The organism is Vibrio sp. N418 (assembly GCF_000222565.1).
Taxonomy (GTDB): domain Bacteria; phylum Pseudomonadota; class Gammaproteobacteria; order Enterobacterales; family Vibrionaceae; genus Vibrio; species Vibrio scophthalmi.
In genome coordinates this window covers 187,390-203,550 of the sequence record NZ_AFWD01000045.1, presented here as the reverse complement: position 1 = coordinate 203,550, position 16,161 = coordinate 187,390, and the positions used below count along the sequence as shown (strand labels likewise).

Here is a 16,161-nt window from a genome sequence, read left to right as displayed (position 1 = left end):
TATTTCCTGCACTAATTTTTTAAATCCATTTTGACTTGATAGACAAATTTGTAAGTAATTGTTTATTAAGTAGCAAAGATGTTAACAGATTTATCGGCAAAGAAATGTGAAACTTAAATGTTTTAGATTTAATAATTGATGTAAATTATCTTTGTTTGATGTTGATCTACGGTTTAATTAATGTTGTGCAATTTATCGTCATTCTTGATCGCTATGATGCAGATAGCGATGCCAATTGTGACTGATGGTTTGGAATTGATAACGGCAGAATTGTTTTCTTTCGCTGAGGTAGTCCTTTTCAACTTCATCAAGTAGCGCGGCGTGTTTTTCAGTATCGCTGCCGTAGACGAGACAGAGTGTAGAAAAGTAGCGTTGTAAATCAAAACTATGCTCATCAATATACTCCCCCCAATCGTAATAATCCGGTCTCTGCTGAGATTCAAAGGCAAACATATCGGCGGCACTGATGGCCGCATCATCTCCTCCTTCGACATATTCAATCATCATGATGGCGGCAAAGTTATCGACCGCATCTTCCTCTTTGCCTAAAATCGGGATATTCCGGTCAGCAATATAGGCGTGACCACCTTCGTGCAATAAAGTATGTAAAAGCGTATCGATGGTGCCTAGTTGGGCAGAACGGCCAAACTTTTCTTGATAATTGTTGCTGATAAAATATTGCAGAGCCTGCTGGTAAAACTCGTAGGGTATGTGGATTGTATGAGTGTCTGGATCATAGAGTGGCCCTTCCTCACTACCATATTGCACCGTCAAGCGTTGGCTAAATGGAAAGTATTGATTGGCAAGTTCGGCGAACAATTGATTTATCTGGCTTTCTTCTATTGCCGATTGTGCTTGGCGAGCTGCGGGATTTGTGGGCGAAAGGTATTGGAATTCAACCGTCTCTAATGCTGAACTTAGTGGGCTGAAAAGTACGGCAACAGAAAAGAATAAAGTAGAATATTTTTTCTTCATCATGAGGTGGCTCAGTCTCTTAAATGTGTTGCTTTTAGGCTAGCACAATAAATTGTCTCTTTTCGTGTCGTGCACTGGTATTATTTGTTCTACGGAAGGAGTGATACCTATGCTATACTCCGCGCCCTCAAAATATGAAGAGTTGATCACCATGACTATCAAACAAGACATCCAGAAGCTAACTAACCGTATTGATACTTGCCGCCATAAACTTGATGCTGCTAAGTCTCGTGGTGATCAAGCTATGATCAGTAAATTTACGGATGACTTAGAAGCGTTAACGAAGAAGCAGGCATCACTAAAAGGTAAGCAAACCTACGATCTTAATAAAGAGCGTAAAGAGCTGCAAGATATGCCGTTCTACCGTGAAATCACGAAAGAAGAACAAGCGGACTTAGGTAAGCTTAAAAAGTCAGTGAAAGGACTGGTACTTGTTCACCCGATGACCAAAATGGGTAAACAGCTTCGTATCGAAGTGATGACGGGTTTTGCACCGAAGAAATTCTAAAAACAGCGCCGAGTAAGGCGCTTTTTTTTCATCGAAAGTTAGCTTTATGACGAATTTGGTGATTCATTATCGATTGCTTTTGTCATACGCATGGCATCCTTACGTTTATGTATATCCAACTTCTTATAAACGCGATAAATGTGCGATTTAATCGTACTCTCTGATAGAAACAGTTGCTTCGCAATTTGTTTGTTGGAGAGCCCAGCGGCAACGTGATCAAGGACTTGACGCTCTCGAGTGGTCAAGCTGTTGTACATCGCACAGCGCAAAAGGCTTGGATCACGCTTTATCTGCACCAATTTTTCTAAACACTTCCTCGGTAGCCATAACCCTCCGTTAAGAATATAACCGACACTTTGATGCAAATGATGGATTGGTGAGGTATTAATCAAAATCCCTTTGAGTGAATGCCAGTAGAGAAAGGGTTGCTCCAGTTGCGCTTCAGGTGTGTTGTGCACGAGGACGCCAACGCCAAGCAGATCAAAATTAGGCATCTGGTTTGTTTGCATCAGTGGTTCTATGTGCTCGAAATCAAGCAGAACTAGCTCGGTCTGTTGGTCATTGGTCGTCGTAGCCAGTAAGGGGTGGGGAATGGTCGAAACATTGATATCCAACTCATCATGAAGTTGCCGTTCCATTAAGCCTGAGTGCAGATTTTTATCAGACAATATCACCACGTGCTTTTTAGCCATCACTCACAGCTCCTCGACGCAACTTCTAAGTAAACCCTAATTATGCCCTTGTTCTGAGCAAGGTTTAAAATCAAGTATATTCAAAATCCGAGTATGAGAGCGATAATTCAAACGATGTCATCATCAAACTACCATGAACGGTTAGTAGGTAAGTTTAGGTGATAAAAAAATAATTGATTCTTTTGTCATTATTTTACGTATAAGCCGCTGAAATTAGCCGATAGTGAAGGTAACGGAGTCAATCTTGTCCTCAATGGCATTAAAAATTGCTGATATTGTCCTAAAAAGTATGAGGCTAAAATTAGGTCAAATTGCACAAGCATCTTCATACTTCATTCCATTTTCCCCTCGCGTTTTATTGTAATGCATTGTTAATAAACATAATTAATCAGGTGCATATCATGGATTTTTCTCCTTTTCGCGGCCTAGAATTTTTAAGTCTCATTTTTGAGAATTTCAACGTCAATCTCCTACCTATACTTCGGTTGCTTCACAGCACAAACATCAAATTCAGACACGGATACACAACGGAGTGAAAGGTTATGAATCTTAAAAAAACAGGTATGGCAATTGCGATTGCAACGTTCGTTATGAGTGGTTCTGCATTGGCTGGTTATGGCTACGGCGGTGGTGGTGACTCGACCGAACATAATGACTTTTTAAGTCACAACAATACTAATATCGGCGCGGGCAATGATAACAATGGTAATGGCGCGGGTAATGATGGTAATACGCTGACATCGAATAAGGGTGGTGGTGACGATAACAACAAAACGTGGAAAAACAGTGGCAATACGAAAACTAAAACAACGACCGGTGGCGGAGACGATAACAATAAAACGTGGAAGAACAGTGCCAATACCACAACAACTACTACGACAACCAATACGTTGAACAAACATCAGCTAAGCATGGAAGTCGATATGGTGGTGGCGAAATCGGATCTTGATGGTCATATCTCAAATGTTTCGGTTGAGTATGGCGAGGCTGGATCAATGTATCGTCGCGGTTGCGGTAAATGTGCTGGCGCTGGCGTGAATGTTCGCAATTCAAACTCAATTGATGGTTTTGCAAGTGCTGCGGGTATTACCACCATTGGTCAAAATGCGGGTGCGGCGTCACTAGTGCAACAATCTGTTGTGACTAACGCTTCTGTCCATACGAAGTAACTCTGGAGAATGTCATGCGCTTAGCACTAATCGCACTAAGTATGTTGCTCGCTGTCAACGCTTATGCTGATGATCTTGTGCTGGCTGACGACTATGAGCTATCCAATGATGTTATGGATAGCTCGCGAGGTGGTCAGTACACCATAGATTTAGATAGTGTGACAGCGTCTTCGGAAATTGTGGGTTTGAGTGAAGGCAATATTGCAAACAACACGATCAACGGTGGTAACGTCATTGCAGCGGGTGCTTTAGCAACCAGCTCTGGCGTCACCAGCGTGATTCAAAACACCGGCAATAATGTGCTGATCCAAAACTCAATGGTCGTTAACCTGACACTGAAATGATATGGTTTTTTGGCGAACAGTAATATTGGGGATGCTGGTTTTATCCGCATCCTCCCATGCGTTAGATTACATGCCCAGCCGAGGTGTATTCTCGGTGCCGGTTAAAAGCTACAAAGAAATGTTGTTTGGCGACGTTGTTCGCCAACAGTATGATTTTAGCTGTGGTTCGGCGGCGGTCGCATCTCTTCTAACCTACCATTACGATAACCCAGCAGATGAAAATACGATTTTCAAAGTAATGTTTGAGAAAGGTGATCAAAGTAAGATCAAAAAAAGCGGTTTTTCATTACTAGATATGAAACTGTACTTGGAATCTCTAGGTTATCAAGCGGATGGATTTAATGTACCACTCGAAAAGATGCGCGAGCTTGGTGTTCCGGGTATTACCTTGGTCAACTTTGATGGCTACATGCATTTTGTGGTGATTAAAGGCATGAACAATCACTCAGTGATTTTGGGTGATCCTTCGCGTGGAACAATACAGATGAGATATGAGAAATTTTCTCAGTACTACTCTGGTATTGTGTTGCTTATTCGTAACCATCTCAACATTGCACAGAACACTTATATTTCTGATGACAATTACACATTGTACGCGCCTTCGCCGGTTGAATCGGGAATCAGCCGAGATTCATTAGGCGTATTTAGCATTACACTGCCCGGAAGTGGGGAGTATTAACAATGTTTAGAACACTTTGGTTGGTCGGCGTAATAGGGGTTTGCTTTAGCGGGCAAGCCTATGCTGCGACCTATCAACTTAATCAACTCGTACCTTTACAAGAGCACGAGCTCTCGAACTATCGTGGAGGTTTTAAATTCAATGATGATTTTATGGTCAATATTGGGTTAAGCATCCGTACATCCATTAATGGAGAAATGTTATTTACCAATCACATTGCGAATTTGACGATTCAAAACGGTCGCCTTACTGCGCGACAACAAAGGGTGGCTCCTACTACGACCACGGTTGTACAGGTAGGAGGAGGAAACTCAATAGCACTGCCGGTGAGTACGGTCACACCATTACCTGCTAATGACGAGCCCGAAGCGTTGCAAGCGAATGCTCAGCAAGTTGACGTATCGCCAGTTAACGGGCTAGAAGCGAATGAATCGCAAAGCCTTGAACCTCAAAGCCCTGAACCTCAAGTCAATGTGAGCCAAGTCGTTGCACCATTACCTCAAGTGAATCAAACATCCATCACCAGTATCATTCAAAATTCGTTGGATAATACCGTGTTAGGCTTTGATACCGTCATTAATATTGATGCTCAGGTTGGGGGAGTGATGAAACAAATTGAGCGTAGTAACAAGTTACAACAAGCGCTTCAATTCAGTTTTCAGTAACGGTTAGAACACTTAAAGTGCCAGCTCTCTTATGAGGCTGGCACTTTATATTGATTGAAATTGATGATTTAAAATGAGAAAGGCACACGCACGTTGAGCTGAAAGTCGGGCGTATCTTCGGTTAAGCCTGCTTGCGCGCTGATGTTAACTGAGCTCGTCGGGCTAAATGCATAATTTACGCCAAAAGTCATCGAGTCAAGTTGCAGCAATTTTGCTTCATCATCCGTTCTTCCATCGACTTTACTCTTGAGGATCGTTTGGTGGCTAAAGCCGATCGATAGCGATAAATCGGGATTGATCGCAAACCCGAGCCCAGCGCCAAGAGATATTGTGTCACCGAGATCGATTTCTGCCGATTGCCCGTCAAAATCTACATCGTCTTTAATGTTATAAATATAAGAAGCACTGGCGAAAAGTACCGCTGGATCGGTCGGATAAATCATCGAAATACCGGGCTCGATACTCCAAAATCCCGATCCTGTTGGGGCGTCTTTGAGTGCATTGGTACGCGGATCGACGTCGATATCATAAGGGGACTTACCCGTATCCGATTTTATCCGTAGGCTACCAACCCAGTAAGGTGTGGTCTCAAAGTTAAATTGGTGTCGAATGGCAAACTCAATATCTCCCAATCCTCCGCCATCTAAATCGCTGTTAATGGTTTCATCTGCTGCGCCATCTTGAATCGGTCTCACCGATATTTGATCGTTGCGATAGACAAAGGGTAGGCGGATTTCTATTTCAGTATCGTTGGTTAAGCCATAACGCCCTGTTAAGCCGGCAGTGATGGTGGTGCGATCGGAATCACTCACTTCAATGCGGCCAATAATAAGAGTAGGGAGCACGGTGTAGCCGATGATATTGACTTTATTAGAGGAGTTTTGTGAGTAGTTGAGTGACGCTTCTACGCCAAATTGTCCTTTTGGCGTTAAAACCCCCGGTCGTTCAATCACATCGGCAACAGTTTGTGCTCGTTTGGCCTCTTCAGGCGCTTGATGATTGTCAGCCAAAATGTCAGGTGAGAAAAGCAGAAATGGCAGCGAAAGTATCAGAGGTTTTGTCATTATTGTGTCCCTATTTATTATTTGTCCCTCTCTTAGATAGGACAGCAATAGGATTATTGCCACTGTTGGTACACGGAATTTTTACCGCTTAAATTAAAGGAAGTAAGCAATTATCGCGATGGCTTGGTTTTAGCCACTTGATATATAGGGTTAATAATTAAAGTAGCGCACGTAAGCGCATTTCACGCTGTTGCCTATACGTACTTTTTTCATACTTATAGCCCTTCACTTTCTCAAAAGTGAGACTGATTAATCTAAAGCGAATTTCTCCCGCTCATCATTTGCCAAGAGCATCGGTATCGCAATAGAGCCAATCATCGAAGATCAAAAAAGCGCTTATCGAAATAAGCGCTTTTTGGGTTGAGCATAGAGAGGGAGGTGGTCTCTCAAATTAGACCAGAATAATTTTCACCCCTGCTTCTACCAGCGATTGCAGCGTTTCTTTATCTGCAGCCTCATCGGTGATCAGCGTATCAAGCTGCGAGGCACATGCCAGTAGCTTACCGCCATGTTTGCCAATCTTAGAGCTATCCATGAGAGCAATTAAACGATCGCCGTATTCGAGCAGTTTTTTCTCGGCCATATAAACCAAGATATCAGAGGTATAAACCCCCGCTTTGGTGATACCAGTTCCAGTAAAGAAAACAAAGCGGCTGGAGTGTTCATCGGCTGATTCAGCATCTGGTGAAATCGTAATGTGACGCTCTGGCAGATACTGACCACCTAAAATGATCAAGCTAGGGTGATTGGCTTGAATTAATTGATAAGCAAGCGGCATAAAGTTGGTGATCACTTGGATGTTATGTCCGGCCAAATGTTCACCCATTAAAAAGGTGGTGTTGCTACCACTGACAATCACACTGTCATTTTCTTCACAAAGATCGGCTGCTGCACGCGCGATGCGCACTTTGGCATCGTAGTTGTCAATGTCCATTTCTGCCGGAATGAAGTGAGAGGTCGCGTGGGCGCTGCTTACTTGCTCATCATGACGAATTGCTTCGGCACCATTGCGCATCTTAGTCAGTCGACCTTCTTCTGCCAACTTAGTGATATCTCTGCGTGCAGTAGAAAGAGAGATATCAAGCATTTCAACATAGTCATTAGTACTGATGTAAGTATGGTTTTCTAAATACTCCAGCAATCTTCTATGACGTTGCACTTCATTCATAACTAAGCCCTTGATTTTTATGTTTGGTTTATTTTGACCGAATTTGACGTTTTGAGCAAATAAAAATTCATTATGACGTTTTTTGATTTTTAAATGACCTGAATTTGTGATCTTTAGCTGGTTTTTAGTCATAAAAAGTCATAAATGACTTTACGTGACGCCATTTGGTCATTTATAGTCATTTCGAGTCACAAAGAGTCATTGGAGGCCAAGGTGAAGTATCAAGCAATCATTATTGATTTAGATGGAACGCTACTGAACGACCAACATCAGATCAACGCGAATAATATTGATGCGATAAAGCTCGCACTGCGTGAAGGTTATCAAGTCACACTTGCCAGTGGTCGTCCTCATAATTTGATGCTGCCTTATGTCAACCAGTTGGGAGTGACTGCTCCCATTATTTGTTGCAACGGTGCTTACCAATATGATCCAGTGAAACAACGTGTTAACCACAGCACCATTATTGAAACCGAGCAACTTACTCAATTGCTCGACATGCTCAATCTTGGTCAGTTCTACTTCACTATCTATGCACAAAACGGCATTTATGCCACGCAAGAGTCAGCGCATTTCCTTGGCTTGAAAAAGCAGATGGAGATGAATAATGCACAAGGTGAGATTGCCATCATTAAGGCGGTAGAAGCGCTAACAGCGCACTGTGGTGATGTGTACAAAGTATTAGTGTCGAGTGATGACAAAATCGCACTTTGTCAATTGCGCGACACCCTAACAAGCAGCCTGCAAGCTGACCTTTCTGCGCCAAACAAACTGGATATTACCGGTTTAGGTGTCAATAAAGGTCAAGCAACGCTGTGCTGGTTGAATCAGCAAAATATCGCTCCTAAACAAACCATCGCATTTGGTGACGGCGACAACGATGCAGAAATGTTCCGTATTGTTGGTGAACCCGTAGCGATGGCAAATGCAAGCCCTGCTTTGCGCGGCTTAGCCAACCTCATTGTTACAGATAATAACGGTTGCGGCATTGGACAGTATCTCAGACTGGTTGTGTCTGAAGGTCAACACTCTTGCCAACACTCATTTAGCTATTAAGGAAATATCATGAAAAAAGTAAAAATTGCAGCAGGTCTAGCACACGTAGATTACGGTCACATCGCTGACGTCGTAAAAGAAGTGTCTGATGCAGGTGCAGACTACATCCACTGTGATGCAGCTGATATGCACGATCTGAAAAACATGCAGCTAATGGGTGGCCACCAAATCGTTGAAGGTATTCGTCAATACACGGACAAACCAATCGAAGTACACGCTTACTTCAAAGATTGTGACCGTCTATTCGTAGAGAAAATCGCGAAAGCGGGTGCAGACATGCTGATCCTTCCTGCGGAAAACTTCCTAGGTGCACCACTGGCGTACATGATGAAGTACTGCCGTGACTACAACATGAAGTTTGGTCTAACAGTGGGCTGTTTCACCCCTGTTTCTTTCGTTAAAGAAGCGATTTACTACCTAGACCGTCTACACATTGTTATCCACGGCGTGAACAACGATGAGTGGCTATGGCGTGAATCTGCAATTGAAATGATTCGTGAAGCGCGTCAGTTGATCAACGAGCGTAACCCGAACTGTGAGCTATGTGTGGATGGTGGTATCCGTAACCACAACCTAGAAGCGCTACTAAAAGAAGACATCGACGTCATGGTTGCTTCTACTAACATCTTTGGTCACAAAGACGGTATCACTGCAGGTGTTCACGATTTCCGTGAAGCACTAGATAAAGCAGAAGAAGCCGTTGCCGCTGAAAAAGCATAATTAAACTAAAAACGGTGTCGAGCTGAATCACCCTCAATATGCTCCGGCTCGGCACCAATCAAGGATTTACCATGACACATTTCAATCACTACCAACCGACTAAGCTGAGCTTTGGCCCGGGCAATGTGAACCAAATTGGTCAAATGGTTGCACAATACGGCCGCCGCTGCCTTGTGGTATCGGAACCTATTTTTGATGCAGTAAAACCTGCTTATGAGCGCATTTTTGCGCTACTTGCTGAGCAACAAATCGAAGTGACTCACTTTGATGGCGTGGTACCAAACCCACCAACAACCGTTGTTGAACTTGGTCGCCAAGTTGGTGTTGCCGCGGGCTGTGATGTGGTACTTGCTATCGGCGGTGGTTCATCGATCGATACGGCGAAAATCATTGCAGCAACGATGAATGTTGACACTATCGATTGGGCACATTGGTTTGCTAATTACGATTCACCATTTGGTGATGTTAAAGCGCTACCAGCTCCAACGATGCCATTAATTGCGATTCCAACCACGTCAGGTACGGGTTCGCAAGTCACGCATGCAGCGGTGATCACTGATTTAGAAAGTCACTCAAAACTGACTTTGTTCCATCCAGAGTTTTACCCATGTGAAGCGATTATTGACCCTGAGTTGATGCTAACTCTGCCACCGCGCATGACAGCAATGACCGGTTTTGATGCTTTTTCGCATGCGTTTGAATCATACACTGGAACAAAACCATCACCATTAGTGGATAGCCTAGCGCTAGAAGCAATGAAGTTGGTGGTCGAAAACCTACCACATGTGGTGGCCAACGGTTCTGATCTTGAAGGTCGTTGTCGATTAGCGACAGCGGATACTTTGGGCGGGATCTCGCTGGCAAATGGCGGTGCAGGTGCACCACACCCACTGGGTGAGATTTTAGGTAGTAGCAAAACCAACTTGCCACACGGCTTAACGTTGGCGGTGGTCTACCCAGCTTATGTTCAACTGCAATGGCGTAAACAGCCAGAGCGTTATGCCAAAGTAGCGGAATTATTTGGTGCCGTGGGAAGCACTGAAGAAAAAGCGCAATCGTTGGCACAACACATGGTGACGTTCTTACAGCAAATTGGCTTAGAGCATAACCTGACGCAAGTTGGCGTAACGGAAGAAGATGTGGCAGCTCTTGAGCCTGCATTTTGTTTCAACCTACCGCTTACCAGCGGTGACGAAATGAAAACCATTCTGCGCGCCAGCTTGGCATAACAGAGTGAAACGGAGATGAGAACATGGAAAACGGAGTTAGCTTGATGAAATGCGCAGCAGAGAGTGTGGAACGAGAGGACATGAACTGCGGCAAAATCAGAGCGTTAATCTTCGATTTCGATGGTCTATTAGTCGATACAGAAAGCTGTATGTACAAAGCCTGGGAAGCTTTGTTAAAACCATACGGTGTGGATGTTTCGCCACTCCAGGTTGCTGGCCTAGTTGGGAACTCAGCGCCAGCAACCGCCCTTTATCAGCTTTATCGTCAAAGCTCTGGTAACGATTGCACTGATAACGAAATTCGTGATCAAGTGTTAGAGATTGCCTACCAACTCATCGCTCATATCTCCGAGCGAGACGGCGTTCGAGATTACCTCGATGCCGCCAAAAAAGCACAGCTTAAGATGGCGTTAGCCACCAGTTCTGAATACGAACACTACATGCCAATTCTAAAGCGCCTCGGGCTCGAACATTACTTTGATTGCTTTACTGGCGCAGAAGAGATTGCTTTAGAACGTCGTAAGCCACAGCCAGATATCTACTTAGAAAGCCTGAAAAAACTGGGAGTTTCTGCCCATCAAGCCATCGCCTTTGAGGACTCTCCTCCAGGGATCACAGCGGCTCGATCGGCAGGTATTTCAACGGTTGCGGTAACCAACCTACTGACTCAACACCTCGATGTATCGCACGCCAATTTGGTGTTGTCATCGATGAGTCAGCTATCGCTAGCGCAATTGATAATTCAACTTATCGAGACAGAACAATGAATAAATTAGAACAACTGAAAAAGTACACGACAGTCGTTGCCGATACCGGTGACATTGACGCGATTGCTGCCTTCCAACCGGAAGATGCGACCACCAACCCTTCATTGGTACTTAAAGCGGCGGAAATGCCACAGTATGATCACTTAATTGTTGATGCGATCGAGTGGGCGAAAAAGCAAAGCGCAGATAAAGCACAACAGATCATTGATGCGGGTGACAAACTGGCGGTCAACATCGGTGTGGAAATTTTAAAATCCGTTCCGGGTCGTATTTCAACCGAAGTTGATGCTCGCCTTTCATTCGATAAAGAATCAAGCCTAGTAAAAGCGCGCAAATTGATCGCCATGTATCAAGAAGCGGGCGTTGGCAAAGAGCGTATCCTGATCAAACTGGCTTCAACATGGGAAGGCATTCGCGCCGCAGAAGTGCTAGAAAAAGAAGGCATCAACTGCAACCTAACGTTGCTGTTTAACTTTGCCCAAGCCAAAGCATGTGCAGAAGCGGGCGTATTCCTCATCTCCCCATTCGTGGGCCGTATTCTTGATTGGTTCAAAACCAACACCGATAAAAAAGAGTACCTACCGCATGAAGATCCAGGCGTGGTGTCAGTCTCTCAAATCTACAACTATTACAAAGACCATGGTTACAACACCGTCGTGATGGGCGCGAGCTTCCGCAACGCGGAAGAAGTGTTGGCACTAACCGGTTGTGATCGTCTAACCATTGGCCCTGCGATTCTCGATCAACTTGCGGCGCAAGAAGGCGAAATTGAACAAACGCTATTTGCTGCTCGTGACACGATTCAAGCTGCACCAACGGCGATGACAGAAGTGGAATTCCGTTGGGAAATGAACCAAGACCCAATGGCAACGGAAAAGCTCTCTGAAGGTATCCGTAACTTTGCTGCGGACCAAGGCAAACTTGAAGCCATGATTGAAGCGCGTCTGTAAGGAATATGAACCAAATGATTTCACGTAATAAATTGGCCGATACTATTCGCGTTCTTAGCATGGACGCCGTACAAAAAGCTGCATCTGGCCACCCAGGTGCGCCAATGGGGATGGCAGATATCGCTGAAGTGCTTTGGCGCGATTTTCTAAAGCACAACCCAACTAACCCTAATTGGGCTGATCGCGACCGTTTCATTCTATCTAATGGCCACGGCTCAATGCTGATCTACAGCTTGCTGCATTTAACGGGTTACGATCTTAGCATGGAAGACATTAAGTCTTTCCGTCAGCTGCATGCAAAAACCGCAGGTCACCCTGAATATGGTTACGCGCCGGGTATTGAAACCACCACAGGTCCGCTAGGCCAAGGCATCACTAACGGTGTCGGCATGGCGCTAGCAGAAAAAGTACTGGCAGAGCAGTTTAACCGTCCAGGTCATAACGTTGTTGACCACCACACTTACGTGTTTATGGGTGACGGCTGCATGATGGAAGGTATCTCTCATGAAGCGTGTTCACTCGCAGGCACACTTGGCTTAGGCAAGCTGGTGGCGTTTTGGGATGATAACGGCATTTCAATTGACGGTCATGTTGAAGGTTGGTTCTCCGATGACACGCCAAAACGTTTTGAAGCGTATGGCTGGCATGTGATTGCGGGTGTTGATGGCCATAATGCTGAAGCGATTCGTAAAGCGATTCTGGCTGCGCAAGCGGAAACCGACAAACCAACGTTGATCTGCTGTAAAACCGTGATTGGTTTCGGTTCGCCAAACAAAGCGGCTAGCCATGATTGCCACGGCTCACCACTGGGTGAAGAAGAAGTGGCATTAGTGCGCGAAAACCTTGGTTGGGAATACGCTCCATTTGAGATCCCACATGACATTTACCAAGCATGGGATGGCAAAGAAGCGGGCAAAGATGCCGAAGCACAATGGGATAACCGTTTTGCTGAATACCAAAGTGCTTACCCGGAGTTGGCGGCAGAATTTAAACGTCGTGTAAACGGTGAATTGCCAGAAAACTGGGCGCAAATCAGCGATGATTTCATCAAAACATTGCAAGATAACCCAGCCACGATTGCAACTCGTAAAGCGTCACAAAATGCGATTGAAGCATTCGGTGCCACTCTACCTGAATTCCTAGGTGGTTCAGCAGACTTAACCCCTTCAAACTTAACTAATTGGTCAGGCTCTAAAGCAATTACTGCGCAAGATGCTTCTGGAAACTATCTAAGCTACGGCGTACGTGAATTTGCCATGTCGGCGATGATGAATGGTATCGCGCTGCATGGTGGTTTTATTCCTTACGGCGGTACGTTCCTGATGTTTATGGAATACGCGCGTAATGCATTGCGTATGGCGGCGCTGATGAAGCAACGCAGCATCTTTGTTTACACTCACGACTCGATTGGTTTGGGCGAAGATGGCCCTACACACCAACCTGTTGAGCAAATCGCATCGCTACGCTTAACACCAAATATGAGTACATGGCGTCCATGTGATCAGGTGGAAGCGGCAGTGGCATGGAAAGCCGCGGTTGAGCGAACTGATGGTCCAACGTCATTGATTTTCTCGCGTCAAAACTTGGTGCAATACCCACGAGATGAGGCAGTACTGGCGAATGTGGCGAAAGGTGGTTACATCCTGTCTGATTGTGAAGGCGAGCCAGAACTGATTTTGATCGCTACGGGTTCAGAAGTGACCTTAGCGATGGAAGCACAAGCACAACTTAGCCATATTCGTTGCCGCGTTGTGTCTATGCCTGCGACCGATGTGTTTGACGCCCAAAGCGCTGAGTACCAACAACAAGTATTGCCAGCAAACGTAACTAAGCGTATCGCGATTGAAGCGGGCATTGCTGACTACTGGTACAAGTATGCGGGTCTACAAGGCAAGATCATCGGTATGACGACCTTCGGTGAGTCAGCCCCTGCTGAGCAGCTATTTGAAATGTTTGGCTTCACCGTGGCGAACGTGGTGGAGACAGCGAACCAATTGATGGAGCAAAAATAAATGGAATCATTCATCTCAAATACAGCGGATGAATGCGTAAGAGTTAAGGCTGCTTCGGCAGCCTTAAACCATATTACGCAAACGATTACCGCAGAGACGGTTATTGGTATTGGTACCGGTGCAACCGCCGAAGTGTTCGTGCAGCTGTTGGCACAATCAGGCGTGGAGTTTGCACACTGTGTATCGAGCTCTGAGCGCTCTTCCAAAGCGATTCAAGCGGCGGGTCTGAAAGAGATCGCTCTGGCAGATTGCGAGCGTGTCGATTTCTATGTTGATGGCATTGATGAAGGTCTAAGTAATGGCATTACCATCAAAGGTGGTGGTGCCGCGCTCGGTCGTGAAAAAGTGATTGCGTGTATGGCAGATTGCTTTATCACCATCTCTGATGAAGGCCGTTTGGTGGAGTTCTTAGGCAAGTTCCCACTGCCAATCGAGGTTCTTCCTGCGGCGAAAACACCAGTGGTATTAGCACTGCAAGCGATGGGCGGTAAACCGGTCCAACGTGATGGGTGCGTTACTGATAACGGCAACATTATTTTAGATGTCGCAGGTCTTGATATGAGTGAACCTGCAGAGCTAGAAATGCGCTTAAATGCGATTCCGGGTGTGGTGGAAAACGGCATCTTTGCGCAGTGTCCAGCTAAGCACATGGCTTTCTCTAACCACCTTGGTGTGCGTTGGTTATCTCTAAAATGAGACACTGATTACAACTTTATCAATAACCCCATTTTTAAAGCGTGAATTAAGGAATAAATATGATGGATAGCAAGTTTTCAGCTGAATTTATCGAGTATCTTTATTGTCATATTGATGATTTTCTCAATGATTTATCTGGTCTGATTGCTATTCCGTCTGTGCGTGATTTAGCGACCAAAGGTGAGCTTGCTCCTTTTGGTCAGCCGATTCGCCAAGCATTTGATTACTTAATTGAATTTGCGGAAAAACAAGGGTTAGAAGTGCGCGATCACCAAGGCTATGCGCTGGATATCAGTGTCGGCCAAGGTGAGCAAGAAATTGCCTTGCTGCACCATGTGGATGTGGTGCCAGCAGGCGATGATTGCCAATGGCGTACAGCGCCATATCAGATGACGCGCGAAGGCAATATGCTTTATGGACGAGGCGTCACCGATAATAAAGGGCCATTAATGGCCAGCTTATACATCCTCAAGTTGTTTAAACAGCTCGAGTTGCCACTGAATAAAAAGATCCGCGTGATCATCGGTGGTGCAGAAGAGACAACTTGGGAATGTGTTGAGCATTACTTTAAACACAATCCGCAGCCAGATTATGGCTTTTCTCCAGACGGCGACTTCCCAATCGTCAATGGTGAAAAAGGCATACTGTATGCAACACTGGAGCGGGAATTTCCAGCCTCTAGTGATAACGGTTCTTGTCAGATCAAAAGCCTAGTGAGTGAACGTGACCGAACATCCACGTGTCACCACTTAGTGGCTGAACTTGCCGGAGCTGATGCGGTAAAGGTGGCTGAGCAATTTGCTACTTTTGCTAATGTGATTTATGACCAATCACATTGTCGCGTTGAGTTATCAACGCCGTGGGAGAAATCCCGCAATCCGCATAAAGTCGACAACTGTATGGACAAGTTTGTTGAAGTTATGCGCCACGTCGAGGGTTTAGACGCCAATTCGGCTCACTTGATCACTTTGTTAAACTCCCAATTTACAAAGAGTCATGATGGTTCGAAATTAGGTTTAAGCCACCAAGATGATGAAATGGGCACAACCACCAGTTGTGTCTCAGCGATTAACTTGGATTCGCGTGGCTACAATTTGGATTTTGATTTTCGGTTTCCTAAAGGCCTGACAATCGAACAAGTTCGTACCCAACTGCTCGCTTTATCCCAACAAGCTGGCGTGAACTTTATCGAGCATCAGTACTTACCTCTATCTTACCTCTCACCCGAAAGTGCCCTTATCCAGACGATGGGGAAAGCTTATTCCGACGTTACAGGAATGGACGCACAGTGCTTCAGCAAAGGCGCAGCTTCGTATGCGCGCGCGTTGGAGTATGGAGTGGCATTCGGACCAACTTTCCCTGGAGAAGCGACTTTTGTTCATGAGCCAAATGAACAGCTCAATCTAGAGTCGCTAATAAAAGCAATAACGATATACGTGAAAGTTCTCATATCACTTCAGGAGTAAA

Annotated in this window: 17 protein-coding genes; 13 read left to right on the top strand and 4 right to left on the bottom strand. The window is 45.1% G+C overall.

The window, feature by feature from the left end:
• Window positions 1-198: 198 nt before the first annotated feature.
• Complete coding sequence (locus RH86_RS09400) at window positions 199-978, bottom strand: DUF4344 domain-containing metallopeptidase (RefSeq protein ID WP_009733792.1); 780 nt, start codon at window positions 976-978, stop codon at window positions 199-201.
• 148 nt (window positions 979-1,126) lie between these two features.
• Here RH86_RS09400 and RH86_RS09395 point away from each other — a divergent pair, with 148 nt between their 5' ends.
• Window positions 1,127-1,483, top strand: coding sequence for a YibL family ribosome-associated protein (locus tag RH86_RS09395; protein WP_038219507.1), 357 nt, complete (start codon window positions 1,127-1,129; stop codon window positions 1,481-1,483).
• Window positions 1,484-1,527: 44 nt separating this feature from the next.
• On the opposite strand, the gene RH86_RS09390 is transcribed toward RH86_RS09395, so the two are convergent.
• Window positions 1,528-2,175 carry a helix-turn-helix transcriptional regulator gene (locus RH86_RS09390; protein WP_009733791.1) on the bottom strand — a complete coding sequence of 216 codons (648 nt, stop codon included), beginning with the start codon at window positions 2,173-2,175 and terminating at the stop codon, window positions 1,528-1,530.
• A 542-nt stretch (window positions 2,176-2,717) separates the two neighbouring features.
• Here RH86_RS09390 and RH86_RS09385 point away from each other — a divergent pair.
• The 4 genes from RH86_RS09385 to RH86_RS09370 are packed head-to-tail and all read left to right on the top strand — an operon-like array spanning window position 2,718 to window position 5,032.
• On the top strand, window positions 2,718-3,344 hold the full coding sequence (locus RH86_RS09385; protein WP_009733790.1) for a hypothetical protein: 627 nt from the start codon (window positions 2,718-2,720) through the stop codon (window positions 3,342-3,344).
• A gap of 14 nt (window positions 3,345-3,358) precedes the next feature.
• Window positions 3,359-3,688, top strand: coding sequence for a hypothetical protein (locus RH86_RS09380; RefSeq protein WP_005596242.1), 330 nt, complete (start codon window positions 3,359-3,361; stop codon window positions 3,686-3,688).
• 1 nt (window position 3,689) lies between these two features.
• Window positions 3,690-4,367 (top strand): C39 family peptidase, encoded by a 678-nt coding sequence (locus RH86_RS09375; RefSeq protein WP_411572004.1) that lies wholly within the window; start codon window positions 3,690-3,692, stop codon window positions 4,365-4,367.
• 2 nt (window positions 4,368-4,369) lie between these two features.
• Window positions 4,370-5,032, top strand: coding sequence for a hypothetical protein (locus tag RH86_RS09370; RefSeq protein WP_009733788.1), 663 nt, complete (start codon window positions 4,370-4,372; stop codon window positions 5,030-5,032).
• A gap of 68 nt (window positions 5,033-5,100) precedes the next feature.
• On the opposite strand, the gene RH86_RS09365 is transcribed toward RH86_RS09370, so the two are convergent.
• Both RH86_RS09365 and ulaR read right to left on the bottom strand, forming a co-directional pair.
• The gene (locus RH86_RS09365; protein ID WP_009733787.1) at window positions 5,101-6,096 is read right to left on the bottom strand and encodes a transporter; all 996 of its coding nucleotides are present in this window, start codon (window positions 6,094-6,096) and stop codon (window positions 5,101-5,103) included.
• A gap of 391 nt (window positions 6,097-6,487) precedes the next feature.
• The gene (gene ulaR / locus RH86_RS09360) at window positions 6,488-7,264 is read right to left on the bottom strand and encodes an HTH-type transcriptional regulator UlaR (RefSeq protein WP_174269648.1); all 777 of its coding nucleotides are present in this window, start codon (window positions 7,262-7,264) and stop codon (window positions 6,488-6,490) included.
• A gap of 213 nt (window positions 7,265-7,477) precedes the next feature.
• On the opposite strand from ulaR, the gene RH86_RS09355 reads away from it, so the two are divergent.
• From RH86_RS09355 to RH86_RS09320, 8 genes are all read left to right on the top strand, one after another.
• A complete protein-coding gene (locus RH86_RS09355) occupies window positions 7,478-8,320 on the top strand; it encodes a Cof-type HAD-IIB family hydrolase (protein ID WP_038219486.1) in 843 nt (280 codons plus the stop codon).
• A 9-nt stretch (window positions 8,321-8,329) separates the two neighbouring features.
• The gene (locus tag RH86_RS09350; RefSeq protein WP_005596232.1) at window positions 8,330-9,040 is read left to right on the top strand and encodes a ribulose-phosphate 3-epimerase; all 711 of its coding nucleotides are present in this window, start codon (window positions 8,330-8,332) and stop codon (window positions 9,038-9,040) included.
• Window positions 9,041-9,111: 71 nt separating this feature from the next.
• A complete protein-coding gene (locus RH86_RS09345; RefSeq protein WP_009733785.1) occupies window positions 9,112-10,269 on the top strand; it encodes an iron-containing alcohol dehydrogenase in 1,158 nt (385 codons plus the stop codon).
• Window positions 10,270-10,292: 23 nt separating this feature from the next.
• Window positions 10,293-11,036, top strand: coding sequence for an HAD family hydrolase (locus tag RH86_RS09340; RefSeq protein WP_009733784.1), 744 nt, complete (start codon window positions 10,293-10,295; stop codon window positions 11,034-11,036).
• Window positions 11,033-11,986 carry a transaldolase gene (gene tal, locus RH86_RS09335; protein WP_009733783.1) on the top strand — a complete coding sequence of 318 codons (954 nt, stop codon included), beginning with the start codon at window positions 11,033-11,035 and terminating at the stop codon, window positions 11,984-11,986. The genes RH86_RS09340 and tal overlap by 4 nt, the downstream gene beginning before the upstream one ends.
• Before the next feature lie 14 nt (window positions 11,987-12,000).
• On the top strand, window positions 12,001-13,998 hold the full coding sequence (gene tkt, locus RH86_RS09330; protein WP_009733782.1) for a transketolase: 1,998 nt from the start codon (window positions 12,001-12,003) through the stop codon (window positions 13,996-13,998).
• Entirely contained in the window at window positions 13,999-14,694 is a 696-nt protein-coding gene (rpiA, locus tag RH86_RS20285; protein WP_009733781.1) for a ribose-5-phosphate isomerase RpiA, read from the top strand.
• A gap of 59 nt (window positions 14,695-14,753) precedes the next feature.
• Complete coding sequence (locus tag RH86_RS09320) at window positions 14,754-16,160, top strand: Sapep family Mn(2+)-dependent dipeptidase (RefSeq protein ID WP_190275903.1); 1,407 nt, start codon at window positions 14,754-14,756, stop codon at window positions 16,158-16,160.
• Window position 16,161 lies beyond the last annotated feature (1 nt).